This is a genomic window from Achromobacter sp. JD-1 (genome assembly GCF_038594925.1).
Lineage (GTDB): Bacteria > Pseudomonadota > Gammaproteobacteria > Burkholderiales > Burkholderiaceae_B > Achromobacter > Achromobacter spanius_C.
Genome location: NZ_JBCGCS010000008.1, coordinates 190,080 through 214,857, shown reverse-complemented (window position 1 = coordinate 214,857; position 24,778 = coordinate 190,080). Strand labels below are relative to the sequence as shown.

22 protein-coding genes are annotated in these 24,778 nt (G+C 64.4%); 11 read left to right on the top strand and 11 right to left on the bottom strand.

The window, feature by feature from the left end; genetic code table 11:
• Nucleotides 1–2 precede the first annotated feature (2 nt).
• Both WBR68_RS15030 and WBR68_RS15025 read left to right on the top strand, forming a co-directional pair.
• Complete coding sequence (locus tag WBR68_RS15030) at nucleotides 3–755, top strand: amino acid ABC transporter ATP-binding protein (protein WP_275067064.1); 753 nt, start codon at nucleotides 3–5, stop codon at nucleotides 753–755.
• Between the two features lie 177 nt (nucleotides 756–932).
• A complete protein-coding gene (locus tag WBR68_RS15025) occupies nucleotides 933–2,492 on the top strand; it encodes an acetolactate synthase large subunit (protein WP_230694629.1) in 1,560 nt (519 codons plus the stop codon).
• Nucleotides 2,493–2,502: 10 nt separating this feature from the next.
• Here the strand turns inward: WBR68_RS15025 and WBR68_RS15020 are convergent, their stop codons facing one another.
• From WBR68_RS15020 to WBR68_RS14990, 7 genes are all read right to left on the bottom strand, one after another.
• Nucleotides 2,503–3,213 carry an ABC transporter ATP-binding protein gene (locus WBR68_RS15020; RefSeq protein WP_050448842.1) on the bottom strand — a complete coding sequence of 237 codons (711 nt, stop codon included), beginning with the start codon at nucleotides 3,211–3,213 and terminating at the stop codon, nucleotides 2,503–2,505.
• Complete coding sequence (locus WBR68_RS15015; protein WP_050448843.1) at nucleotides 3,201–3,989, bottom strand: ABC transporter ATP-binding protein; 789 nt, start codon at nucleotides 3,987–3,989, stop codon at nucleotides 3,201–3,203. The genes WBR68_RS15020 and WBR68_RS15015 overlap by 13 nt, the downstream gene beginning before the upstream one ends.
• Nucleotides 3,982–5,043, bottom strand: a complete 1,062-nt coding sequence (locus WBR68_RS15010; protein WP_230694628.1) for a branched-chain amino acid ABC transporter permease — start codon at nucleotides 5,041–5,043, stop codon at nucleotides 3,982–3,984. Before WBR68_RS15010 ends, WBR68_RS15015 begins: the two co-directional genes overlap by 8 nt.
• A gap of 2 nt (nucleotides 5,044–5,045) precedes the next feature.
• Nucleotides 5,046–5,927, bottom strand: a complete 882-nt coding sequence (locus WBR68_RS15005; protein WP_230694627.1) for a branched-chain amino acid ABC transporter permease — start codon at nucleotides 5,925–5,927, stop codon at nucleotides 5,046–5,048.
• A 25-nt stretch (nucleotides 5,928–5,952) separates the two neighbouring features.
• Nucleotides 5,953–7,113 carry an ABC transporter substrate-binding protein gene (locus WBR68_RS15000; RefSeq protein ID WP_050449750.1) on the bottom strand — a complete coding sequence of 387 codons (1,161 nt, stop codon included), beginning with the start codon at nucleotides 7,111–7,113 and terminating at the stop codon, nucleotides 5,953–5,955.
• 81 nt (nucleotides 7,114–7,194) lie between these two features.
• Nucleotides 7,195–8,814 carry a benzoate-CoA ligase family protein gene (locus WBR68_RS14995; protein WP_230694626.1) on the bottom strand — a complete coding sequence of 540 codons (1,620 nt, stop codon included), beginning with the start codon at nucleotides 8,812–8,814 and terminating at the stop codon, nucleotides 7,195–7,197.
• A 76-nt stretch (nucleotides 8,815–8,890) separates the two neighbouring features.
• Nucleotides 8,891–9,367, bottom strand: coding sequence for a DUF4863 family protein (locus tag WBR68_RS14990; RefSeq protein ID WP_230694625.1), 477 nt, complete (start codon nucleotides 9,365–9,367; stop codon nucleotides 8,891–8,893).
• Between the two features lie 178 nt (nucleotides 9,368–9,545).
• Between WBR68_RS14990 and WBR68_RS14985 the strand changes: the two genes are divergently transcribed.
• The 5 genes from WBR68_RS14985 to WBR68_RS14965 all read left to right on the top strand — a co-directional run bounded on the left by WBR68_RS14985 (nucleotide 9,546) and on the right by WBR68_RS14965 (nucleotide 15,600).
• Nucleotides 9,546–10,454, top strand: coding sequence for a helix-turn-helix transcriptional regulator (locus tag WBR68_RS14985; protein WP_050449754.1), 909 nt, complete (start codon nucleotides 9,546–9,548; stop codon nucleotides 10,452–10,454).
• Nucleotides 10,455–10,625: 171 nt separating this feature from the next.
• Entirely contained in the window at nucleotides 10,626–12,296 is a 1,671-nt protein-coding gene (gene boxC, locus WBR68_RS14980) for a 2,3-epoxybenzoyl-CoA dihydrolase (protein WP_230694665.1), read from the top strand.
• A gap of 48 nt (nucleotides 12,297–12,344) precedes the next feature.
• The gene (gene boxB, locus WBR68_RS14975) at nucleotides 12,345–13,772 is read left to right on the top strand and encodes a benzoyl-CoA 2,3-epoxidase subunit BoxB (RefSeq protein WP_050449755.1); all 1,428 of its coding nucleotides are present in this window, start codon (nucleotides 12,345–12,347) and stop codon (nucleotides 13,770–13,772) included.
• A 54-nt stretch (nucleotides 13,773–13,826) separates the two neighbouring features.
• A complete protein-coding gene (gene boxA / locus WBR68_RS14970) occupies nucleotides 13,827–15,077 on the top strand; it encodes a benzoyl-CoA 2,3-epoxidase subunit BoxA (protein WP_230694624.1) in 1,251 nt (416 codons plus the stop codon).
• A 79-nt stretch (nucleotides 15,078–15,156) separates the two neighbouring features.
• A complete protein-coding gene (locus WBR68_RS14965; protein ID WP_050449757.1) occupies nucleotides 15,157–15,600 on the top strand; it encodes a MaoC family dehydratase in 444 nt (147 codons plus the stop codon).
• 286 nt (nucleotides 15,601–15,886) lie between these two features.
• On the opposite strand, the gene WBR68_RS14960 is transcribed toward WBR68_RS14965, so the two are convergent.
• Nucleotides 15,887–17,080 carry an acyl-CoA dehydrogenase gene (locus WBR68_RS14960; protein WP_050449758.1) on the bottom strand — a complete coding sequence of 398 codons (1,194 nt, stop codon included), beginning with the start codon at nucleotides 17,078–17,080 and terminating at the stop codon, nucleotides 15,887–15,889.
• Between the two features lie 132 nt (nucleotides 17,081–17,212).
• A complete protein-coding gene (locus WBR68_RS14955) occupies nucleotides 17,213–18,895 on the bottom strand; it encodes a thiamine pyrophosphate-binding protein (RefSeq protein WP_050449759.1) in 1,683 nt (560 codons plus the stop codon).
• A gap of 136 nt (nucleotides 18,896–19,031) precedes the next feature.
• Between WBR68_RS14955 and WBR68_RS14950 the strand changes: the two genes are divergently transcribed.
• From WBR68_RS14950 to ybaK, 3 genes are read left to right on the top strand one after another with little or no spacing between them, the layout of a single operon-like run.
• Complete coding sequence (locus WBR68_RS14950) at nucleotides 19,032–19,946, top strand: LysR substrate-binding domain-containing protein (RefSeq protein ID WP_050449760.1); 915 nt, start codon at nucleotides 19,032–19,034, stop codon at nucleotides 19,944–19,946.
• A 41-nt stretch (nucleotides 19,947–19,987) separates the two neighbouring features.
• Nucleotides 19,988–20,971 (top strand): site-specific tyrosine recombinase XerD, encoded by a 984-nt coding sequence (gene xerD / locus WBR68_RS14945; RefSeq protein WP_230694623.1) that lies wholly within the window; start codon nucleotides 19,988–19,990, stop codon nucleotides 20,969–20,971.
• A 38-nt stretch (nucleotides 20,972–21,009) separates the two neighbouring features.
• Nucleotides 21,010–21,498 carry a Cys-tRNA(Pro) deacylase gene (gene ybaK / locus WBR68_RS14940; protein WP_050449761.1) on the top strand — a complete coding sequence of 163 codons (489 nt, stop codon included), beginning with the start codon at nucleotides 21,010–21,012 and terminating at the stop codon, nucleotides 21,496–21,498.
• A gap of 9 nt (nucleotides 21,499–21,507) precedes the next feature.
• Here ybaK and WBR68_RS14935 read toward each other — a convergent pair whose 3' ends face one another.
• On the bottom strand, nucleotides 21,508–22,512 hold the full coding sequence (locus WBR68_RS14935; protein ID WP_230694622.1) for an NADP-dependent oxidoreductase: 1,005 nt from the start codon (nucleotides 22,510–22,512) through the stop codon (nucleotides 21,508–21,510).
• A gap of 181 nt (nucleotides 22,513–22,693) precedes the next feature.
• Nucleotides 22,694–23,611, bottom strand: coding sequence for a LysR family transcriptional regulator (locus WBR68_RS14930; protein ID WP_230694621.1), 918 nt, complete (start codon nucleotides 23,609–23,611; stop codon nucleotides 22,694–22,696).
• 139 nt (nucleotides 23,612–23,750) lie between these two features.
• On the opposite strand from WBR68_RS14930, the gene WBR68_RS14925 reads away from it, so the two are divergent.
• On the top strand, nucleotides 23,751–24,689 hold the full coding sequence (locus WBR68_RS14925) for a dihydrodipicolinate synthase family protein (RefSeq protein WP_230694620.1): 939 nt from the start codon (nucleotides 23,751–23,753) through the stop codon (nucleotides 24,687–24,689).
• Nucleotides 24,690–24,778 lie beyond the last annotated feature (89 nt).

Here is a 24,778-nt window from a genome sequence, read left to right as displayed (position 1 = left end):
CGATGAACGCAATGACTGCCTCGGCCCCGATCATCACGATGCAGGGCGTCAGCAAATGGTATGGCGACTTCCAGGTGCTGAACGACCTGGCGCTGGACGTGTCGCCGGGAGAAAAGTTGATACTTTGCGGCCCGTCGGGCTCGGGAAAGTCCACCACCATCCGCTTGCTCAACCGGCTGGAGGACCACCAGAAAGGCCGCATCGTGGTCGACGGCATCGAGCTCAATGCAGACGTCAAGAACATCGAGCGCATCCGTGCGGAAGTGGGCATGGTGTTCCAGCATTTCAACCTGTTCCCGCATCTGACCGTGCTGGAAAACTGCACGCTGGCGCCGCTGCTGGTCAAGGGCGTGCCGGCGGACGAGGCTCGCGCGCGCGCCATGGAATATCTGGAACGGGTGCGGATTCCCCAGCACGCCGACAAATATCCCGGCCAGCTCTCGGGCGGCCAGAAGCAGCGCGTGGCGATCGCGCGCGCCTTGTGCATGCAACCCAAGATCATGCTGTTCGACGAACCCACTTCCGCCCTGGATCCCGAGATGGTCAAGGAAGTGCTGGATACCATGGTCGCGCTGGCCAAGGACGGCATGACCATGGTCTGCGTCACGCATGAAATGGGCTTTGCGCGGGAAGTGGGCGACCGGGTCGTCTTCATGGACCAGGGGGCCATCGTAGAGGCCGACACGCCGGAAAACTTTTTCAATGCCCCCCGGTCGGAGCGGGCGCAGGCGTTTCTGGGGCAGATATTGGGCTGAGCGCGGCGCGCGCGATAAGGCTAATTCCGGCTGGCGGAACCTGGTGGGCGAATTCGGAAATGGTTCCATGCCCGCAAGCGGAAATGGGTCTATCGCGTTTTTGATACGCTACCTATCATGCATATCAGGCGGGCGCGCATGCGCCCGCATCGCCATTTAAAACGACTAGGGAAAATCATGAACGGCGCTGACAGTCTCTGCGATACCTTGCTGGCCAACGATGTAGACGTGTGTTTTGCCAACCCCGGCACATCGGAAATGCACTTTGTCGCGGCCCTGGATCGCAAACCCAAGATGCGTTGCGTGCTGGGCCTGTTCGAAGGCGTGGTGACGGGCGCGGCCGACGGTTACGCGCGCATGGCCGACAAGCCGGCCGCCACCTTGCTGCACCTGGGCCCTGGCTTGGGCAATGGCCTGGCCAACCTGCACAACGCCAAGCGCGCGCGCACGCCCATGGTCAATATCGTGGGCGACCACGCCACCTATCACGTGCAATACGATGCGCCGCTGACCAGCGACGTGGAAGGCGTGGCGCGTCCGATGTCGCACTGGGTCAAGCGCACGATGACGGCCGCCGCCGTGTCGGCGGATGCCGCCGAGGCCATTGGCGTGGCGCGTCAGGCGCCCGGCAACATCGCCACCCTGATCCTGCCCGCCGACACCGCCTGGACCGATCTGCCCGACGGCGCGCCCGCGCCCGTGCAGGTAAAGGACTTACCCCTGGCGCAGACCTCCGCCGAAGCCGTGCGCGCGGCAGCCGCCGCCATCCGCTCGGGCGAGGTCACCGTGTTGATGCTGGGCGGCGCGGCGCTGCGTGAACGCGCCTTGAACGCCGCTGGCCGTATCGCTCGCGCCACCGGCGTGCGCCTGATGTCCGAAACCTCGAACCGCCGCATTGAACGCGGCGGCGCGCGCACGCCGGTTGACCGGCTGCCCTATCCCATTGACCTGGCCGTGGCCAAGCTGAAAGACGTGAAGCATCTGGTGCTGGCGGGCGCCAAGGCGCCGGTCGGCTTCTTTGCCTACCCCGGCAAGCCCAGCCTGCTGGCGCCGCCCGACAGCAACCAGGTGGTGCTGGCGTCCGCCGAACAAGATCTTGCGCACGCGCTGGAATGGCTGGCCGATGAGCTTGGCATTGCCGCCGACGCGCCGCGCCTGGCCACGCCGGCCGCGGCCTATGAAGTGCCGTCCTCCGGCAAGCTGACCGGCGCCGCCGTGAACATTCTTATCGCCCACACCTTGCCCGAGCAAGCCATTGTGTGCGATGAGTCCATCACGCAGGGCCGCGAGTTTCCTATCTACAGCGCCAGCAGCGCGCCGCACGATTGGCTGATGCTGACCGGGGGCGCCATCGGCATCGGTCTGCCACTGGCAACCGGCGCGGCGGTGGCTTGCCCGGATCGCAAGGTCATCACGCTGCAAGCCGACGGCAGCGGCATGTACACCTTGCAAGCGCTGTGGACGCAGGCGCGTGAAAACCTGGATTGCCTGACGGTCATCCTGGCCAATCGCTCTTACGCCACGCTGCATGGCGAAATGAAAAACGTGGGCGTGAAGGAACCCGGCCGCAACGCCCGCCGCATGCTGGACCTGGAAGAGCCCTATCTGGACTGGACGCATCTGGCGCGCGGCATGGGCGTGGAGGCGATCAGCGTGGATACGGTGGAAGGCTTTGCGCGCGCGCTGGCCGATGGCCTGAAGCGCCGTGGGCCGTTCCTGATCGAGGCGATCATCTAGGGCGGCGTTTTTACACGCCAAGATAGCGCGTCAGTTGTTCCGGTTGCCGGGCCAGCGACGCGCTATCGCCGTCTTCCACGATCAGCCCTTTTTCCATCACCAGGCAGCGGTCGGTGTGCTCAAGCACCGCGCGATAGTTGCGGTCCACGATCAACGTAGACATCCCGGTCGCGCGGATCTCGCGGATGATGCGCCAAATTTCCGCCACGATCAGCGGCGCGAGCCCTTCGGTGGCTTCGTCCAGAATCAGCAGGTCGGGGTTGGTCATCAGCGCGCGGCCGATGGCCAGCATCTGCTGTTCGCCGCCCGACAACTGCTGGCCGCCATGGCCCAGCCGCTCGCGCAGTCGCGGAAAGGTGTCCAGCACGCGCGCATAGGTCCAGGCCCGTTCGCCGCTGACACTGGGCCGCGCCGCCACTTGCAGGTTTTCGCGCACGTTCAGGTTGGGGAAGATGCCGCGCCCTTCAGGCACGTAAGCCACGCCCATGCGCGCAATGGCATGGGCCGGCGCGCGGGTGCAATCGCGCCCCGCCACGCGCACCTGGCCGCGCGTGCTTTTCACCTGGCCCATCAGGCTGCGTATCAGCGTGGTCTTGCCCATGCCGTTGCGGCCCACCAGGCCCACGGATTCCCCCGACCCGATATGCATGTCCACACCGCGCAGCACGTGGCTGGCGCCGTAGTACACATGCAGCCCGCCGGCTTCGATCAGTGCGTGCATGCGGGGTCTCCTGGTGTGTGGCCGGGGCGGTCGTCTTCGCCCAGGTAGGCTGTGCGCACGTCGGCGTTGGCGCGGATGGCGGCCGGTGCGCCGCTGGCGATGGCGGTGCCGTTGACCATCACGGTGATGGTTTCGGCAATGCGGAACACGGCGTCCATGTCGTGTTCCACCAGCAGAATCGCGTGGCCCGATTTCAAGCTTTGCAGCAGTTCCAGAATGCGGTCGGTTTCTTCGGGGCCCATGCCCGCCAAGGGTTCATCCAGCAGCAGCACCTGCGGCTCGCCTGCCAGGCACATGGCGATTTCAAGCTGGCGCTTGCGGCCGTGCGGCAGCAGGCCGGCGGGGCGTGTGGCGTCATCCGTCAGCCCCGTGCGTTCCAGCGCGTGATGCGCCAGTTCGGCGCTGCGCCGGCAGTCCGACGCCGAACGCCACCAATGCCAGAAGCGCTGGCGCGCTGCCTGCGCCGTCAGGCGGCAGTTCTCGAACACGCTCAGTTCGGGAAATAGTGTTGAACGCTGGTAGCTGCGGCCCAGCCCGGCGCGAGCCCGTTGCGGTTGGCGCCAGGTGGTGATGTCGCGTCCGCCCAGCATCACCTGGCCGCTGCTGGGCGCCAGTTCGCCCGATAGAATGTTGATCAGCGTGGACTTGCCCGCGCCGTTGGTGCCAATGACGGCATGCACCTGGCCGCGCGCCAGCGCAAGCGATACCCCGTTGACCGCCGTCAGTCCACCAAAGCGGCGTGTAACGTCGGTGGCGGCAAGCAGGCAATCAGACATGGCGTTCTTCCTGAATGGGCAGGCGGGGGGCGGGGCGCGCCGGGCCGGAAGGCGCCAGTGTGCTGGCGCCGGATGCGGCATGCGCGCGGGCCTCGCGCCTGTCGCGGCGCTGGCGCCATTGCGCGGGCAGGCCCGCAATGCCATTGGGCAGCAAGGCCACCAGCGCAATGATGGCAATGCCCAGCGGCAGATGCCAATGGCGCGCGTAGTCGCCAAACAGCGCCTGCGACTGAAATAACTCTTGCATCAGCACCAGCGTCACCGTGCCGATCACCGCGCCGCCCAGGCTGCCCATGCCGCCCAGAATCACCATCAGCAACACCAGGCCCGATTGTTCCCAGGCCAGCAGTTCCGGCGTGACGAAACCGTCTTTCAGCGCGAACAGAAAGCCCGCCAGGCTGGCCAGCGTGGCGCCCACCACGTAGGCGGTCAGCTTGTACGGATACGTGGAATAGCCGGCCGCGCGCATGCGTTGTTCATTGATGCGGATGCCGGCCAGCGCCGCGCCAAAGGGTGAGCGCCGCAACAGCGCCAGAAAACCCCAGCTTAGCGCCAGGCAGGCCAGCACGAAGAAGTAGAAGGTGGTGGCGTTGCCCAGGTCAAACGGCATCCAGCCGTCCACCAGAAGTTCAGGCCGGAAATACAGGTAGATGCCATCGCTGCCGCCGCCGAAGTCGGTGTCGTGAAAGACGTAGTAGGCCATCTGCGCAAAGGCCAGCGTCACCATGATGAAGTACACGCCTCGCGTGCGCAGCGCCAGTGCGCCGGTCACCAGCGCATAGGCCGCCGCCGCCAACAGGGCGGCGGGCAAGAGCCACCACAGGTTGCCTGCCTGGGATTCCGGCGACAGCAGCGCCGCCGCATACGCGCCGATGCCGAAGAAGGCGGCGTGCCCCAGGCTGACCAGCCCCGCGCCGCCCACCAGCAGCTGCAGGCTTAACGCGAAGATGGCGTAGATCATGACCTTGACGGCCAGGCCGGTGTAGTAGTCGCTGCCGCTGACGGCAAATGCGGCCAGCGCCAGCAGCGTTGCGATGGGAAGCAGTTTCTGCATGGCTAGCCCTGTTTGAACAGCCCTTCGGGCTTGCATAGAAGAATGAAGGCCATCAGCAGATACACCAGCACGCCCGCCGCCGACGGAAACAGCACCTGCCCGAAAGTTTCCACAAAGCCCACCAGCATCGCGGCCAGGAAAGCGCCGCGTATCGACCCGATGCCGCCTATCACCACCACCACGAAGCAGATGATGAGTACGCCGTTGCCCATGCCGGGATACACCGACGACACGGGCGCGGCAATGGTGCCGGCCAGTGCCGCCAAGGCCACGCCGGCCGCGAACACCAGCCGGTACAGCTTATTCACGTCGATGCCCAAAGACGCCGTCATGTCGCGATTGCTGGCGCCGGCGCGCAGCATCATGCCCAGGCGGGTGCGCGAAATCACCCAATACAGCAACAGCGCCACCGCAATGCCCACGGCCGAGATGAACAGCCGGTACACCGGATACGTCATCACGCCGCCCAGCGAGATACTGCCTTGCAGCCACGCGGGCAGTGGCACGCCGTGCACGTCGTTGCCCACCAGGATGCTGCGCAATTCCTCAAAGACCAGAATCAGCCCGTAGGTCATCAGCACCTGCTGCAAGTGGTTGCGGTGGTACAGGTAGCTGAAGAACGCCGCTTCCAGCACATAGCCCAGCACTCCGGCCAGCAGCACGCACACGGCCAGGGTGGCGATGAAGCCGCCGCCCAGCCAGCGGTCAAGCACCGGCCCCAGCGCAAACGCCATGTAGGCGCCAATCATGTAGAAGCTGCCATGGGCCAGGTTGATGATGCCCATGATGCCGAAGATCAGCGTGAGGCCGCTGGCCACCAGGAACAGCAGCAAGCCGTACTGGAATGCGTTCAGGCTTTGAATAAGCAGGATGCTGATGTCCATGGGGCGTCCTTATTGCCTGAGGGCGTCAGAGCTTGCAGCCGCGCGCGGGATCGGCCAGCTTTTTCGCGGCGACTTCGACGACCTTGTTCTCCAGGCCGTCCACCTGGCGCAGATAGATGTCCTGCACCGGGTTGCCCGCCGCCGACAGCGTGAAGGGGCCGCGCGGGCTGTCCACGGTGGCGCTGCGCATCGCCTGGCGGAAGTCCGCCTTCTTGGTGAAGTCGCCCTTCACGGCCGACAGGCCCGACTGCATCAGTTGCGCGGCGTCATAGCCCTGCACGGCGTACACATCAGGCTGCACCTTGTAGTGCTTGGCGTAGTCGGCGCGGAAGGCATTGTCGCGCGGGGTGTTCAGGCCATCGGCATAGTGCAGCGTGGTCAAGAGGCCTTGCGCCGATGCGCCTTGCGCCTGCAAGGTGCCGTCGGTGAGGAAGCCGGATCCGTACAGCGGAATCGTCTTGTCCAGGCCGGCCGCGTGATAGTCCTGCACGAACTTCACCGCGCCGCCGCCCGCGAAAAAGGTGAACACCATGTCGGGCTTGGTGGCCGCGATCTCGGTCAGGAGCGATTGGAATTCCACGTTGGGAAAGGGCAGGCTCAATTCCTTCACGACCTTGCCGCCGGCTTTCTCGAAGCCTTCCTTGAAGCCGCCGATGGCCTCGTCGCCCGCCGCGTATTTCCAGGTGATGGTGACCGCGGTCTTGTGGCCCTTGGCGTAGGCCACGGGGCCCATGGCATAGGCCGGCTGCCAGTTGGTGAACGACGTGCGGAAGATGCCGGGGCCGCACAGCGGGCCGGTAATGGCGTTGGCGCCCGCGTTGGTGACAATCAACGTGGTGTCGCTGTCTTTGGCGGCCTTGGCCAGCGCCATCGCCACGCCCGAGTGCACCGTGCCGATCAGCATGTCGACCTGATCGCGCTTGATCAGGCGATTGGCGTTTTCAGCGGCCTTGGCGGGGTTGGACTCGTCATCGACCTTGAAGTATTCGATCTCGCGTCCGCCCAGCTTGCCGCCTTGCTCGGCAACATACAGCTTGAAGCCGTTTTCAATGGCGTTGCCCAGCGCGGCGTAGGTGCCGCTATAGGGCAGCATGAAACCGACTTTGATCTTGTCGGCGGCCTGCGCGCCGCTGGCGGCGAACGTCAGGGCCGCGGCAATCGCAGCCCGGGTCAGGGCGTGGTTCATGGTTTGTCTCCGTGCTTATCATGGGCTGGCACAAGGCCGGCCGGGTTTAACCAACGCGCCGACAATGCCGGCGAGGGGGATTCATAGCGTTGCTTCTTCCAACTGACGCAGCCGGAAGCGCTGGATCTTTCCCGTGGCCGTCTTGGGCAGCTCTTCGGTGAAGTTGATCTGGCGCGGATACTTGAAGGGCGCCAGGTGCTGCTTCACATAGCTTTGCAGCGCGGCGCCGGTCTGGGCGTCGGGCTCGAAGCCGGGGCGCAGCACCACGTAGGCCTTGGTCTTGACCAGGCCGTCGTGGTCCGGCACGCCGATCACCGCGGCTTCCAGCACGGCCTCGTGCTGCACCAGCACGTTCTCGACTTCCACGGGCGACACATACTGGCCGCTGACCTTGATCATGTCGTCGCTGCGGCCGGCATAGGTGTAGTAGCCGTCGGCGTCACAGGTGTATTTGTCGCCGCTTTTCAACCAGTCGCCCAGAAAGCACTGGCGCGTCTTGTCGCGGTTGTTCCAGTACATCAGCGCGGCGCTGGGGCCTTTGATGTAGAGGTCGCCGATGGTGCCGGCCGCCACGGGCGCGCCGCTGTCGTCGCGCAACTGCACTTCGTAGCCCGGCACCGGTTTGCCGGTGGTGCCGTAGCGGATCTGTCCGCTTTGGTTCGAAATGAAGATGTGCAACATCTCGGTGGAGCCGATGCCATCCAGGATCTCGCAGCCAAAATGCCGCGTGAAGCGTTCGCCGATGTCTCGCGGCAAGGCTTCGCCGGCCGACGTGCAGACCCGCATCGCCACCTGCTCGCGCGGTGGCAAATCAGGGGATGCCAGCATGCTGGCGTACAAGGTGGGCACGCCGTAGAACACGGTGGGGCGATGTCGTGTCAGGCGCTGGAACACGGCCTGCGGCGTGGGGCGTTCGCCCATCAGGATGACGGTGGCGCCGACCGACAGCGGAAAGGTCAGGCCATTGCCCAGGCCGTAGGCAAAGAACAGCTTGGCGGCGGAAAAAACCACGTCGTCCTCGCGGATGCCCAATACGGGCTTGGCATAGAGTTCGGCCGTGTGCCAAAGGTTGCCATGCGTATGCACCACGCCCTTGGGCTTGCCGGTGGAACCCGAGGAATACAGCCAGAACGCGATTTCGTCGGACAGCGTGCGCACGGCGGGGGCCAGCGGCGCGGCGGCCAGCAGGGCGTCGAAGTCTTGAACGGCGGCGGGTAGGGCACTTGTTGGGTGCGCCGGATTCCGCTGTGCAGTATTGGGCTGTGCCGTATTTGGTTGTGCAATATTTGGCTGTGACACCACCACGTTTTCGACGTCACCGGGAGCCTGGGCCAGCGCCGCCTGCAAGGCCGGCAGCAGCGCGCCCGATACAAACGCGGCGCGCACGCGGCTGTGCGTGATGATGTAAGCGTAATCGTCGGGCGTCAGCAGGGTGTTGACGGCCACGGGCACCACGCCGGCATGCAGCGCGCCCAGAAAGGCTACGGGCCAATCCACCGTGTCCTGCATCAACAGCAGAATGCGTTCTTCGCGGCGCAATCCCAACTGCCGCAACGCGCCCGCCATGCGCGCGACCCGCTCGGCCAGTTCACCGTAGCTAAGCTGGCGGCTGTCGTCGATATAGGCGGGCTTGGCTGCGCGGGCGGCGTTCAGGGCGGCCAGATGGCTGGCGAAGTTGAGTTCGGCGGGGCAGGTGTTCACGGTTGTCTCCTGATGTCCTGGTGGGGGCGCGCCATGGCTGTGTTTTTTTGTTTGCCCTGGCGGGTTGGCGCCGGCGTCAGCCGCCGGGCCGTGTGAACGCGATGGCGCCGCCGGGCAGCAGGTACAACACCAGCGCGCGGCCCTGCGTCACGGTAGGGCTGTGTGCGCTGCCGGGGCCGTAGACCAGCCAACCGGCGCCGTGGCCATCAAAGCGCGCGTCGGTGGTCAGCGGCATGATCAGGTCTATTTCGCCATTGGGATGGGCGTGGTGGGGGCCGGCCAGGTCGTCCATGTCGACCACGTCCACCGAACAGCCGGCCAGGTCTTCCGCCGGCTTGATGACGCGCCCGTAGCGGATGCCGCCGCCTTCGCGGTTGCACATCCAGCCGTCGGCCACGCCCTGCCTACAGGCGGCGAAGATGTTCTGGTACAGCATGCTGTCGGGGCCGGCCTCGCGGTTCAGCATCGCCTGCAAGCCGTCATCCAGCGGCTGGTTCGCCACCAGGCGCGTGGCCTCGCGCATCAGGGCATGGAATTGATCTGGCGTGCTCACCGGGACTCCTCCTTTACACTGTCGGCGCCTTGGAAGCGGCATGAACTTGAATGCTGCTTTGTTGCGCGATAACGGCTTGGAACTGCTTGGAAGGAAAAATAGTGCTTCCATACGAAAGGGTCAAGCACTATAGTGCATAAAACATGGCGTATCAGGGTATTTGCGGAGTCAGCCAAACATGAATCAAGCGCTAGATGCGGCGCCAACCGAACCCAGGCGGGAAGCTTTCCTGGTGGCTTTGGGCGAGCGCGTGCGCCGCCTGCGAGCCATACGCGGCATGACCCGCAAAAGCCTGTCGCAGGTAACGGGCGTGTCGGAACGGCATTTGGCAAATCTTGAACATGGGGTGGGCAACGCGTCCATCCTGGTGCTGCTGCAGATTGCCCGCGCCTTCAATTGCGCGCTGGCTGAACTGGTGGGCGACGTCACCACCGAATCGCCCGACTGGCTGCTGATCCGCGAATTGCTCAGCGGCCGCACGGAATCCGACCTGCAACGCGCGCGCGAAGCCTTGACGCAACTGTTTGGCGTGGGCGCGGGCGCGCAGCGGCCCAACCGCACGCAGCGCGTGGCGCTGATCGGCCTGCGTGGCGCGGGCAAGTCCACGCTTGGCCAGATGCTGGCCGACGACCTGGGCTACCCCTTTGTCGAACTTAACCGCGAGATTGAGCGCGTGGCGGGGTGCAGCATCCTGGAAATCCATAACCTGTACGGCCCCAACGCCTATCGCCGCTACGAACGGCGGGCGCTGGAAGAGGCGGTGCAGATCTACCCGGAAATGGTGCTGGCCACCCCCGGCGGGCTGGTGTCCGAACCGGCCACGCTGAACCTGCTGCTGGCGCACTGCTACACGGTATGGCTGCGCGCCACGCCCGAAGAGCACATGGGCCGCGTCATGGCGCAGGGCGACTTCCGCCCCATGTCGGGCAATAACGAAGCCATGGCCGACCTGAAGCGCATCCTGGCTGGGCGCGAGGCCTTCTACGAGAAGGCTGACCTGACCTGGGTCACCAGCAACCTGGAAGTGCAGGAGAGCTTTGCGGGCCTGCGCACCCAGGTTCGCAAGGCCTGCGGCCTGCCGCTATAAAACTGCACTTTCTTGCATGTCTTGCTTGACGCGCCTTTTTGCCTGAACTAATCTGCACAATAATTCATGTGATGCAGTATTTTTCCTGTCCAGGCAGGGCGTACGAGGAGACACACGATGAGCAGCACCGCAAATGGGGCGGAAGTCCGCGGCGGCACCCGGTCTGAATCGATGACGGAAGCCCGCGTCGATTTCCGCACCCAGCCCGACCAATATCGCCATTGGCGCCTGTCGTTTGACGGCCCCGTCGCCACGCTGGCGATGGATGTGGCCGAAGACGGCGGCCTGCGCCCCGGCTACAAGCTCAAGCTGAATTCCTACGACCTGGGCGTGGACATCGAACTGCACGACGCGCTGCAACGCGTCCGCTTTGAACACCCCGAAGTGAAAAGCGTGGTCGTCACCAGCATGAAAGACCGCATCTTCTGTTCGGGCGCGAACATCTTCATGCTGGGCTTGTCGTCGCACGCCTGGAAGGTGAACTTCTGCAAGTTCACCAACGAAACCCGTAATGGCATTGAAGATTCCAGCCGCCATAGCGGCCTGAAATTCATCGCCGCGCTGAACGGCGCTTGCGCCGGGGGCGGTTACGAGCTGGCCTTGGCCTGCGACGAAATCCTGCTGGTGGACGACCGTTCGTCCTCGGTGGCGCTGCCCGAAGTGCCGCTCTTGGGCGTGCTGCCCGGCACGGGCGGGCTGACCCGCGTGACCGACAAGCGCCGTGTGCGCCATGACCATGCCGATATCTTCTGCACGCTGGTCGAAGGCGTGCGCGGCCAGCGCGCCAAGGACTGGCGGCTGGTTGACGACGTGGTCAAGCCCGCGCGCTTTGAAGCGGCCGTGCGTGAACGGGCGATGGCGCTGGCCGCAGGCAGCGACCGCCAGGCGGAAGACGCCGGCATTGCGCTGACGCCGATCGAACGCACCGAAGGCGCGGACCATTTGTCGTACCGCTATGTGGATATTCAACTGGACCGCGACAAGCGCCTGGCCACGTGGACTGTGCGCGCCCCAGAAGGCGAGGCGCCCTCCGAACTGGCGGACATCATCGCCGCGGGCGCCGCATGGTGGCCCTTGCAGATGGCGCGCGAACTGGACGACGCCATCTTGACGATGCGCACCAACGAGCTGGACATCGGCACCTGGATCTTCAAGACCGAAGGCGACGCCAATGCCGTGCTGGCCGCCGACGCCGCGTTGCAACGGCATGCCGGCCATTGGTTCGTGCGCGAAACGGCCGGCATGCTGCGTCGGACCTTGGCGCGCCTGGACGTCACGTCGCGCAGCCTGTTCGCGCTGATCGAACCGGGCTCCTGCTTCGTGGGCACCTTGCTGGAACTCGCGCTGGCGGCTGATCGCAGCTACATGCTGGATAGCGAAGCGGATGCGGATGCAGACGTTGACTCGCCTGCCGCGCGGATCGTTGTAGGTGAACGCAACTTCGGCGCCTATCCGATGGTGAACGGCCAAAGCCGCTTGCAGCGCCGCTTTTACGAAGAGACCGCACCGCTGGAAGCCGTGCGCGCCCGCGCCGGGCAAGCCCTGTCCGCCACCGACGCGCTGGACCTGGGCCTGGTGACCTATGCGCCCGACAGCATCGACTGGGACGACGAGGTGCGGATGATGCTGGAAGAGCGCCGCGCGCTGTCGCCCGACGCCTTGACCGGGCTGGAAGCCAACCTGCGCTTCGGCGGAAAAGAAACGATGGAAACGCGCATCTTCGGGCGCCTGACGGCTTGGCAGAACTGGATCTTCAACCGCCCCAACGCAGCCGGCGACAAGGGCGCGCTAAAGCTCTACGGCAAGGGCGAGCAGGCCGCGTTCGACTGGAAGCGGGTCTAAGAAATAAGTCGTAGACGCCCGGCCTGAAAACAAACAAGGAGCGAGACAATGTCTGGAATCAACTACACCGATAAGATCCCCAATAACGTCAACCTGTCCGGCGATCGCACCTTGCAACGCGCGCTGGAACACTGGCAACCCAACTATCTGCAATGGTGGCAAGACATGGGGCCTGACGGCTCGCATGGCTTCGACGTGTACCTGCGCACGGCGGTCAGCGTGGAGCCCGATGGTTGGGCCAACTTCGACCACGTGCGCATGCCGGATTACCGCTGGGGCATCTTCCTGGCGCCGCAGGACGGGCAGCGCAAGATCCACTTCGGCGAGAACATCGGCCGCGACGTGTGGCAGGACGTGCCGGGCGAACACCGCGCCAATCTGCGCCGCATCATCGTCACGCAAGGCGACACCGAGCCCGCCTCGATCGAACAGCAACGCCACCTGGGCCTGACCGCGCCGTCGCAGTACGACCTGCGCAACCTGTTCCAGATCAACGTCGAAGAAGGCCGCCACCTGTGGGCCATGGTGTATTTGCTGCATCGCTACTTTGGCCGCGATGGCCGCGAAGAGGCCGACGCGCTGTTGCAGCGCACGTCGGGCGATGCCGACAACCCGCGCATCCTGGGCGCCTTCAACGAGAAGACGCCGGACTGGCTGGCCTTCTACATGTTCACCTACTTCACCGACCGCGACGGCAAGTTTCAGTTGTGCGCGTTGGCGGAGTCCAGCTTCGACCCGCTGGCGCGCACCACCAAGTTCATGCTGACCGAAGAAGCGCACCACATGTTCGTGGGCGAATCCGGTATCTCGCGCGTGATCCAGCGCACTTGCGAAGTGATGAACCAGTTGAAGACCGACGACCCGCAAAGCGTGCGCGCGGCCGGCGTGATTGATCTGCCCACCATCCAGCGCTACCTGAATTTCCACTACAGCGTCACCATCGACCTGTTCGGCGCAGACCAATCTTCCAACGCGGCCATCTTCTATGGCTCGGGCTTGAAGGGCCGCTATGAAGAGTCCAAGCGCACCGATGATCACCAATTGAAGAACGACACCTATCGCGTGCTGAGCGTGAACAACGGCAAGCTGAACGAGGTTGAAGTCCCCATGTTGAACGCGCTGAACGAAGTGCTGCGCGATGACTTCATCCGCGATTCGGTGGCGGGTATTGGTCGCTGGAACAAGGTCATCGAAAAAAGCGGCATTCCGTTCCGCCTGCAGGTGCCGCACAAGGCGTTCAATCGGCAGATCGGCACGCTGGCCGGCATCCGCATGTCGCCCGAAGGCGAGATCGTGTCGGAAGCGCAGTGGCAGGCCAACAGCCACAAGTGGCTGCCCACGCCCGAAGACCGCGCGTTTGTCGCGTCGTTGATGGGCCGGGTGACGGAACCCGGCAAGTTCGCCAACTGGATCGCGCCGCCTGTCATGGGCGTGAATCGCCAGCCGGTGAATTTTGATTACGTCCGTTTCAACTGAAGGCGACAAGGGCGGCGCGCGCGTGCCGCCCGCCCGCGCATTGGGAAGACCGCGATGAACGCTCCCTTACCCGCACAGGTGCTCAAGCAGCACCTGATCGATCCCGAGATCTGCATCCGCTGCAACACATGCGAAGAGACCTGTCCGGTCGACGCGATCACGCACGATTCCAACAACTACGTGGTGGACCCCGACATTTGCAATGGCTGCATGGCCTGCGTGCCGCCGTGCCCGACGGGATCAATCGACAACTGGCGGCTGATGGTGCGCAGCGAAGCGTATTCGGTGCAAGAGCAATTCGGCTGGGAAGAGTTGCCCAAGGAAAAGGCGCTGCCGGTGGTGGATGATGCCGCTGCTGCAGCGCCTTCTTCGGATGAAGCGTCCGACGTGCTTGCACAACCGGCCGCGCAAACGACATTCACGCTGCCGGGCGCGTCCGTGCCGCCGTGGTCGGCCGCGCATCCCTATGTCAATCTCTACACGCATAAGGCGCCCATGACGGCGACCGTCGTTGGCAACTATCGCGTGACGGGCGCCGATACGGAAAGCGATATCCATCACATCGTGCTGGACTTTGGCGAACTGCCGTTTCCCGTGCTGGAGGGCCAGTCCATCGGTATCCTGCCGCCTGGGGTAGACGCACAAGGCCGGCCGCATCATGCGCGCCAGTATTCACTGGCGAGCCCGCGCGACGGCGAACGCGCGGGCTACAACAACCTGTCGCTGACGGTTAAGCGCGTGACCGAGGACCACGGCGGCGTGGCCGCGCATGGCGTGTGTTCAAACTATTTGTGCGATTTGGCCAAGAACGACACGGTGCAAGTCATCGGCCCCTTTGGCCATACGTTCCTGATGCCGAACCACCCGCGCGCGAATCTCATCATGATCTGCACGGGCACGGGTTCCGCGCCGATGCGCGCGATGACCGAACGCTACCGGCGGCGTATTGATACCGGCGAAAACGGCAAGCTGATGCTGTTTTTCGGCGCGCGCACCGAACGCGAACTGCCGTATTTCGGCCCGCTGATGAAGCTGCCGCGCGACTTCATTGACATCAACCTGGCGCTGTCGCGCGAACCCGGCCAGCCCAAGCGTTATGTGCAGGATTTGATCCGCGATCGGGCGGGGCAGGTGCGCGAATTGCTGGCTGACCGCAATACCTGCATCTATGTGTGCGGCCTGAAAGGCATGGAAGTCGGCGTGCTGGACGCCTTGCGGGACGTGACGATGCAAGGGGGGCAGGATTGGTCTATCCTGCACGATATGCTGCGCCGCGAAGGGCGCCTGCATTTCGAGACTTATTAGCGTCATACACAAGCGTGACATACGTGAAAAGCACGGCGCGCCTTGAGCGCGCCGATTGCTTTTTCGGGGGAAAAAACAAATGAAGTTCGCTGAGTTCAAAGACGGCATGTTGATCAAGGCCGGTCCGGTCACCATCACTGAAGCCGAGATTCTGGAGTTCGCCCGCAAGTTCGACCCGCAGTGGTTCCACACCGACCCGAAGCGCGCGGCGGAGGGCCGCTGGGGTGGCTTGATCGCCAGTGGTTGGCATACCTGCGCGCTGGCCATGCGCATGGCGGTGGACGCCGCGCTGCATGATTCGGAATCGTTCGGTTCGCCGGGCTTGGGAGAAGTGCGGTGGCGCACGCCGGTGCGCCCGGGCGATACCCTGCGATTGGAAGCACGTGTGCAGGGCGCGAGAACGTCGTCGTCACGCCCGGATCTGGGGATTATTACGTGGTCCTGGACGGTGATCAATCAGCACGACGAAGGCGTATTGGAAATGGACGCGACGAGTTTGTTTGATCTGTCGGGGGAGAATTAGGCGGGGGTGGGATGATGGGTTTGCGCGATGGCGGGTTGTGCGTTTGGCTGGTGCATCGCGCGCTGCACCCATCCTACGGCTTGCGGGGGATGTTGGGTTTGCGCGATGGCGGGTGTGATTTTGGCGGATGTGCCGCGCGCCGCACCGCGTCGTAGGATGGGTGGAGCGCGGGAATGCCGGGGCAAGGACACTGTCGGATAGCGCGCGTAACCCATCAACCGGCGCCACAAAAAAAAATCCCGCCTTCTTCACGAAAGCGGGATTTTCATTCAAGCCTGACTAGCGATCAATAGAACGCCTGGATGCCCGTTTGGGCGCGGCCCAGGATCAGCGCGTGCACGTCGTGGGTGCCTTCGTAGGTGTTGACCACTTCCAGGTTCACCAAATGGCGGGCCACGCCGAATTCGTCGGAAATGCCGTTGCCACCCAGCATGTCGCGCGCCAGGCGGGCGATGTCCAGGGCCTTGCCGCAGGAATTGCGCTTCATGATGGACGTGATTTCCACAGCGGCGGTGCCTTCGTCCTTCATGCGGCCCAAACGCAGGCAGCCTTGCAGGGCCAGCGTGATTTCGGTTTGCATGTCGGCCAGCTTCTTCTGGATCAGCTGGTTGGCAGCCAACGGGCGGCCGAATTGCTTGCGGTCCAGCGTGTACTGGCGAGCCGTATGCCAGCAGGCTTCGGCGGCGCCAACAGCACCCCAGGCGATGCCATAACGGGCGGAATTCAAGCACGTGAACGGACCCTTCAGGCCGGACACGCCGGGCATCATCTGGTCTTCGGACACTTCCACTTCGTCCATGACGATTTCGCCGGTGATCGACGCGCGCAGGCCGACCTTGCCGTGGATGGCCGGGGCCGACAGGCCCTTCATGCCCTTGTCCAGGATGAAGCCGCGGATCTTGCCGTCGAAGTCGCCGCCGACGCACTTGGCCCACACCACGAACACATCCGCGATGGGCGAATTCGTGATCCACATCTTGTTGCCGGAAATCTTGTAGCCGTCGGACGTCTTGACGGCGCGGGTTTCCATGCCGCCGGGGTCGGAACCGTGGTTGGGTTCGGTCAGGCCGAAGCAGCCGATCCATTCACCGCGAGCCAGCTTGGGCAGGTACTTCTGCTTTTGCGCTTCGCTGCCGAATTCGTTGATAGGCACCATCACCAGCGACGACTGCACGCTCATCATCGAGCGGTAGCCGGAGTCGATGCGCTCGACTTCGCGGGCGATCAGGCCGTAGCTGACATAGTTCATGCCGGCGCCGCCGTATTCTTCGGGAATGGTGGCGCCCAACAGGCCCAGTTCACCCATTTCCGAGAAGATTTCCGGATCGGTCTTCTCGTTGCGGAAGGCGTTCAGCACGCGGGGGGCAAGCTTGTCCTGCGAATAGGCATAGGCGGCGTCGCGCACCATGCGTTCTTCTTCGGTCAGTTGCTGGTCCAGCAACAGGGGATCTTGCCATTGAAAAGAAGGATTCGAGGACATGCTGGGTCTCCGCTATGGATCCGTATTCGGAATCTAGAAAGTTTAAACCTAAAATAATTCGGGCGGCAAGTTCGGGTTTGCGAGGGCGGCCCGCCTGGGCGCACCGCCATGTTTACCGGCCCGGTCGAGGGTTCAGTGCTGAGCTTTCAGCGCCGCGTCGCGGATCTTTTCCAAGGTCGTCGACGGGGTGATGGTTTCGGGGTCGATGAAGCAATGCAGGATGGCCGGCTTGCCGCTGGCCAACGCGCGTTCGAACGCCGGGCCGAACTGCTCGGTGGTTTCGACGCGCTCGCCGTGGCCGCCGAAGGCGCGCGCGTAGTCGGCAAAGTCGGGGTTCTTCAGTTCGGTTGCGGACACGCGGCCGGGGTAGTGCTTTTCCTGGTGCATGCGGATGGTGCCGTACATGCCGTTATCGACCAGCACCACGACGATGGGCAGGTCGTACTGGACGGCGGTGGCGAATTCCTGGCCATGCATCAGGAAGCAGCCGTCGCCGGCAAAGCAGACAACCGTCTTGTCGGGCCAGACGCGCTTGGCGCCCACTGCCGCGGGCAGGCCGTAACCCATCGAACCGGATGTCGGCGCCAACTGCGTGCCAAAGCGCGTGAAGCGGTGGAAGCGATGCAGCCAGGTGGCGTAGTTGCCCGCGCCGTTGGTCATGATGGCGTCGGCCGGCAGCGTCTTTTCCAGATACGCCATCACCTGGCCCATCTGCAGCGCGCCCGGCGTCGTCACGGCTTCCGGGTCGCTCCACTTCAGGTACGACTCGCGCATGGCTTGCGTGCCTTCGGCCCACACGGGCTTGGCCGGCGCCTTCAGGCTGCCCAGCGATTCGGCGAACGCGGCGGGCGACGTGTTGATGGCCAGCGTGGCGCGGTAGACGCGGCCAAGCTCGGCGGTGTCAGGATGCACGTGCACCAGCTTCTGCTTGGGCACCGGAATGTCCAGCAGCGTGTAGGCCTGGCTGGGGTTTTCGGACATGCGGCCGCCCACCAGCAGAATCAGGTCGGCATCGGCCACGCGCTTGAGCAGCGCCGGGTTGATGCCCAGGCCCACGTCACCGATGAAGCAGGGGTGATCCGCCGGGAACAGCATCTGGCGGCGGAACGACACCGCCGTGGGCAGCGCATGGCGCTGCGCGAAATCGGCAAACTGCTGCACGGCGCGGGCGTCCCAGCGGGTGCCGCCCAGGATGGCGACCGGGTTCTTGGCGTCGGCCAACAACTTTTCCAGGTCGGCCAACTGGCCGGCCGTGGGCGCGGAGTCAATCAATTCGTAGCGCGGGGCGTCGGCCACCTTGGCGGCTTCCACCAGCATGTCTTCGGGCAGCGCGATCACGACGGGGCCGGGGCGGCCGGACGTGGCGATGTGGAACGCGCGCGAGATCAGTTCGGGAATGCGTTCAACCTGATCGATCTCGGTAACCCACTTGGCCTGCGTGCCGAACACGGCGCGGTAGTCCATTTCCTGAAAGGCTTCGCGCTCGCGCATGCCGCGTTCGATCTGGCCCACGAACAGAATCAGCGGCGTGGAATCCTGCTTGGCGATGTGCACGCCGGCCAGCGCGTTGGACGCGCCCGGGCCACGGGTGACCATGCAGATACCGGGTTCACCGGTCAGCTTGCCGTGGGCGTCGGCCATCATGGCCGCGCCGCCTTCCTGGCGGCACACGGTAACTTTGATATCCGCGTCGTGCAGCCCGTCCAGCACCGCCAGATAGCTCTCGCCGGGAACGCAGAAAACGTGTTTGACGCCCTGGGCGACCAGTTGGTCGACCAGAATGTGACCGCCAAGGCGGGAATCTTGCTGAGACATGGTGGGGTGTCGTGGGTAGCCGAGGATAAGACTCTCGAGGATATGTGCCCTGGCCGCACAACGCAATTGATAAAATTGCACAATCTATTGATTCCCCGGCACGTAGTGCCCGTTGGCTTTCAGGCAGTTTTGCTCCATGAGAAACGGCATTCCCAACTTGACCGCCCTGCAGGCGTTCGAGGCATCCGCCCGGCTCGGCAGCTTTTCCCGCGCCGCAGAAGAACTGTCCCTGACGCACAGCGCCGTCTACCGGCAGGTGGCCAGCCTGGAAGCGCGGCTGGGCGTGCAGTTGTTCACCCGCGTGCGCCGCCGCATCGTGTTGACCGACCACGGCGCCGAATACGCCGGCCGGATCCGTCACCATCTGGATCAGATCGAAAAAGACACCTTTGGCCTGGTCAGCCGCACGGGCATGGGCCGCAGCATCCATATTGCGGTGGTGCCCACGCTGGCCACCACCTGGCTCATCCCGCGCCTGGCGGATTTTCAGCGGGCGCATGCCGACATCACCGTCAGCCTGTCGGTACGCACGCTGCCATTCCAGTTCAAGGACCAGCCCTTTGACGGTGCGGTGTATCACGGCGACGCCCTGTGGCCCGGCACCCAGGGCGTGCTGCTGTTTCCCGAGCGCGAATTGGTGCCCGTGTGCGCGCCTGAACTTGCCGCGCGGGCGGCCCAGGAGGCGCAGGCTGGCGTCAGCGTACTGGCCGGCATGACCCACTTGCACCTGGCGTCGCGGCCGGACGCCTGGCGCCAGTGGTATGCCGCCAACAACCATCTATATGGCCCGCAGGCGGCCGGCGGCCCGCGCTATGAACTGTTCACCATGGTGATGGCGGCGGTGCAGGCCGGCCTGGGCGTGGGGCTGATGCCGCGCTTTCTGGCCCAACCCGCGTTGGACCAGGGCACGCTGGCCATGCCGGTGCCGCAATCTCTGACGGTCAGCCAGGGCTATTACTTTGGCTATCCGCAGCGCAGCGACCGGTCGGATGCCCTCAAGCTGTTTGAAGCCTGGCTGAAGTCGGCGGCGGCGGGGGTGGGGGAACGGTGAAGGCCATGACGAAGGGAACGCCGAAGGAAACCACGAAGGGCATGACGACATCCCGCCCGCCGCTTGCTTCCCAGCCCGATATCGACGCCTTCATTGACGCCGTGTGGCTGGAAGACGGTTTGTCGGCCAACACGCTGGCCGCCTACCGCCGCGACCTGACCGGTTTCGCCCGCTGGCTGGAAGACCCGGAAGCCTACGCCCGCGAAATGGCCGACCGCCAGGGCGACGCGGCAAGCGCTCAAACGCTACCCGTGGGGCCGGCCAAACCGCTGTGCGACGCGCAAAAAGCCGACATCGAAGCCTGGTTCGCCTTCCGCCACGAAGAAACCCGCGCCACCACCGCCAATCGCCGCCTGGCCGCGCTGCGCCGCTTCTTTGCGTGGGCGCTGCGCGAACATCGCTCGGAACGCGACCCCTGCCTGACCCTGATCGCCGCCAAGCAGCCGCCACGCCTGCCCAAGACCTTGTCCGAGCAACAAGTGGACGCCTTGCTGCGCGCGCCCGACGTGACGCAGCCGCGCGGCCTGCGCGACCGCGCCATGCTGGAAACGCTGTACGCCACCGGCTTGCGCGTGTCCGAATTGGTGGGCGTGCGCGCCCTGGACGTCAGCCTGAATGAAGGCGTGGTGCGCGTGGTGCTGGGCAAGGGCGGCAAAGACCGCCTGGTGCCGCTGGGCGCCGAGGCGGCCCACTGGATAGATCAGTATCTGAAGACCGCGCGCCCCGAACTGGCCGCCGGCCGCCAGAGCGATGCGCTGTTCATCACCGGCCGCGCCGAAGCCATGTCGCGCCAGGCGTTCTGGCAGTTGGTGAAGAAGTATGCGTTGCTGGCCGACATCCACGCGCCGCTCTCGCCGCACGTCTTGCGCCACGCCTTCGCCACGCACCTGCTTAACCATGGCGCCGACCTGCGCGTGGTGCAGATGCTGCTGGGCCACGCCGACATTTCCACTACGCAGATATACACTCATGTCGCGCGCGAGCGCCTGAAGGCGCTGCATGCCGCGCACCATCCGCGCGGATAATCATCCAAGTCCGCGCTCTATTTTTTTCCGGCAACACCATGAGCAAAGCCCGCCACGTTTCCGAAACCCCCGCCACACAACTGCTCAAGCAGCACAAGGTGCCCTACACCGAACACACTTACGACTACGTAGACCATGGCGGCGCGGGCGAAGCCGCGCGCCAGTTGGGCCTGGACCCGCACGCGGTCGTGAAGACGCTGGTGATGGAAGACGAATCCGCCAAGCCGCTGATCGTCGTCATGCATGGCGACCGCGAGGTCTCCACCAAGAACCTGGCGCGCCAGGCGGGGCTGAAAAGAGTCGAACCCTGCAAGCCCGAGGTAGCGCAGCGGCATTCCGGTTACCAGGTGGGCGGCACGTCGCCCTTTGGCACCCGAAAGAAAATGCCGGTGTGGGTCGAGGCTGACGTGCTGAGCTATCCCGTGGTCTACATCAACGGCGGACGGCGGGGTTATTTGATTGGCATCGACCCCAATGCGTTGGTCACGGTGCTGGGCGCCAAGCCGGTGTCGGTGGCGCTGGAATAGGGAAGTAGCTCACGCACTGAGCCTAACCACCACCTTGCCCTTCGCTCTGCCGCTTTCGACATAGGCCAAGGCCTCGTGCGTGGCAGCCAATGGAAAAACGCGATCGATCACGGGCTGGATGGCGCCGGATTCGACTAGCCCGGTGATCTGTCGCAGCTGTTCTCCGTGTGCGCGCATGAACAAGAAGTCATAGTTGACGCCAGCCTTGGCCGCTTTCCGGCGAACGCGCCAGCTAAGAAGCCGCAATGCCTGCTTCAATCCCCACGATAGCCCTTGTTGTTCGGCGAAGGCGGGCGTCGGCGGGCCAGAGATGGAAATCAGTCGTGCTCCGGATCCGGCTTTGAGCACCTGAAACGATTTATCCAGTACGTCCGGCCCCAAGCTGTTGAGGACCACGTCGTAGTCGCGCAGCGTCGATTCGAACGCTTGTGTGCGGTAGTCGATGACAACATCGGCGCCCAAATCCCGCACCCAATCGACGTTTGGCGTGCTGGTTGTCGTAGCGACAAAAGCGCCCAGGTGCTTGGCAAGCTGGATGGCGATGGTTCCGACACCACCGGACCCGGCGTGTATCAACACCTTTTGCCCCGGCTTCACCTGCGCGGTTTCCACCAGCACCTGCCACGCGGTCAGCGCGACCAAGGGCAGCGAAGCCGCCTGTTCCATGTTCAGGTTGCGGGGTTTGAGGGCCAGCGCGTCTTCATTAACCGCAATCAACTCGGCGAAGCTGCCGATGCGATCGTCCGGCGGTCGCCCATAGACTTCGTCGCCCGGTTTGAATTGGCGCACGTTTCTGCCGACCCGCACGACGACTCCCGCCAGGTCGTTGCCAAGCACCAGGGGGAAACGATAGGGAAGGATGAGCTTGAATTCACCTTTGCGGATCTTGGCGTCCAGCGCGTTGACGCTGGCGGCATGCACCTGCACCAAGACATCGTTGTCGCCGACAGAGGGCTCGGGCAATTGGCCAAGCTTGCCAATGTCTTTGTAGCGCTCGATGAAAAATGCCTGCATGGTTGCGTAGCCTGTGGCCAGATAAAAGGCCGCGCGCACGGGGTGGCCGCGGTCAACACGAAGCCCGCGCGACGTCGAAATCCATCACGCGGGATTCATTATGATGTCGATCGTAATCTAAATGGTTTTCTGCGGCAAGCGCCGGAAACAGGGCAATGGCGCAATGCCGGGGCGGCCCGGGTTATTCCCGCGGCGGAGGGTTTCCCGCAGCCACCAGCGCCCATAGATTCTCGGCCACGGCAGCCATGTCGCTAGGTTGGCGAAACAGGCAGATGTCCAGCGGGATGTCCCATTCCTTCCCGCCTGCCCGAATCAAGCTGCCCTGTTGCAGGTCATCATGCACCAGCATGTCGGGTAGCCAGGCGATGCCTCGGCCTTGTATCGCCATGGATCGCAGCAACGTGGCGTGGGGGCCAACGAAGGCGGTCTGGATGCGTTCAGCTGGCATCGCCTTGTGCCGCAATTGGTGGCTGACGATGCGGCCCAGGCCGGAGGCCGGCCCATAGGCAAGAAAGGGCACCACGCCGTCGTCGTCGAGGCGGTGCGCCGGCGTGTCGGCAAGGCCACCGGCCGCGGGGGCGCAGACCGGCACCAGCATGTCCGTACCCAGATGCACCTTGGGGTAGGGCACTTCATCCAGTCGGCTGGCCACTTGTGGATGACGGTGGCATAGCAGGAACTGCACGCGCCGCTGCGCCATCAGGTCTTCGCAGGCTTGGAAACTGTCGGACATCATCTGGATTGCGCCCACTTCCAGCGCCGCTTCCAGCCGGGTCAGCCATTGGGGAAAGAACGTCAACGACAGCAGGTGGGTGGCCGCAAAACGCAAGCTGGCGCCTTCCTGGGCATGGGCGGCCAGCGCCTTGATGCGCGCGGCTTCGAGGTCGGCCATGACCTGCTTGAGCAGCGGCAGGAATTTTCGGCCCGCGGCGGTCAGTTCGGTGGGGTGTGTACTGCGGTCGAACAGGTCAGCGCCCACCCATTCTTCCAGCGCGCGGATGTGTCGGCTGAACGCCGGCTGCGCGATGGCGCGGGCTTCCGCCGCGCGCGAAAAACTGCCTGTCTCGGCCAGAGAGCAAAAGTCCTCAAGCCAATTCATGTCCAGGGGTCGGTTTCCAGGTCCCATGTCAGGTGTGCGCCGCGGCAAACATAATTCTATGCGTTTCGAGTATTGGACGACCCCATGGGGGTGCCGCAATCATACCTGCCATTCCCAGGCCTCATACACGGAGACAACAATGGCTTCCATCTCGAATTACCGCGGCATCATTCCGGCAATTTCCTGCCCCTTTACCGACGATCATCGTATCGACGAACCCGCGCTGCGCCGCCTGGCCTCGTGGCTGGCGGGTCATGATGGCGTTGTGGCCGTCATGACCAACGGCCATACGGGCGAAGTGTTTTCGCTGACCCCATCGGAGCGCGCGCAGGTGACGCGCATCGTGGCCGATGAGCTGCGCGGCAAGCTGCCCGTGATTTCTTCGATTGTCTGCGAAGGCATCGCCGAAGCGCAGGAACATGCACGCGCCGCGCGCGAAGCGGGCGCCGCCGCGCTGGACGTCATGCCGCCGCATCACTGGCTGCGCTTTGGCTTCACGCCAGGCCATGCGCTGGCGTATTTCCAGGCGATCCACGAGGCCGCGCCTGATCTTGATCTGGTGTGCCACGTTTACCCGGCGTGGACGCGGGCGTCCTACTCGGCCAAGCTGATGGGCGACCTGGCCCGATTGCCCTACGTGCAGGCGTTCAAGGTGGGCCAGCGCGACATGAACAAATATGCGCGCGACATCCAGGCGCTGCGTGAGGCCGATGCGTCCAAGGCCATCCTGACCTGCCACGACGAATACCTGCTGGCGTCGATGGTGCAGGGCGTGGACGGCGCGCTGGTCGGCTTCGCCACGTTCATCCCGCAACTGATCATTGACCTGTGGGATGCCGTCAAGGCAGGCGACCTGAAGCGCGCGCAGCAAGTGCAGGCCTTGATCACGCCGCTGAAAGGCGCCGTCTACGGCGGTGGAGAGCCCACCGGGGAAGCCCATGCTCGCATGAAGGCCGGCATGTATCTGGCCGGCGTGCTGGAAAGCGCGACCGTGCGCCCGCCCACCGAGGCGCCCGACGACGCCGACATGCAGGCGTTGCGCGCGGCGTTGACCGGCGCGGGCTTGCTGGCTCGCTGAAGCACTATTGCGCCTGTAACCGCACGGATGCAGCGGGGTGGCATGAGGCCAACCCCCTGCACGATGCGCTAAGTAAAAATAAATAAGAG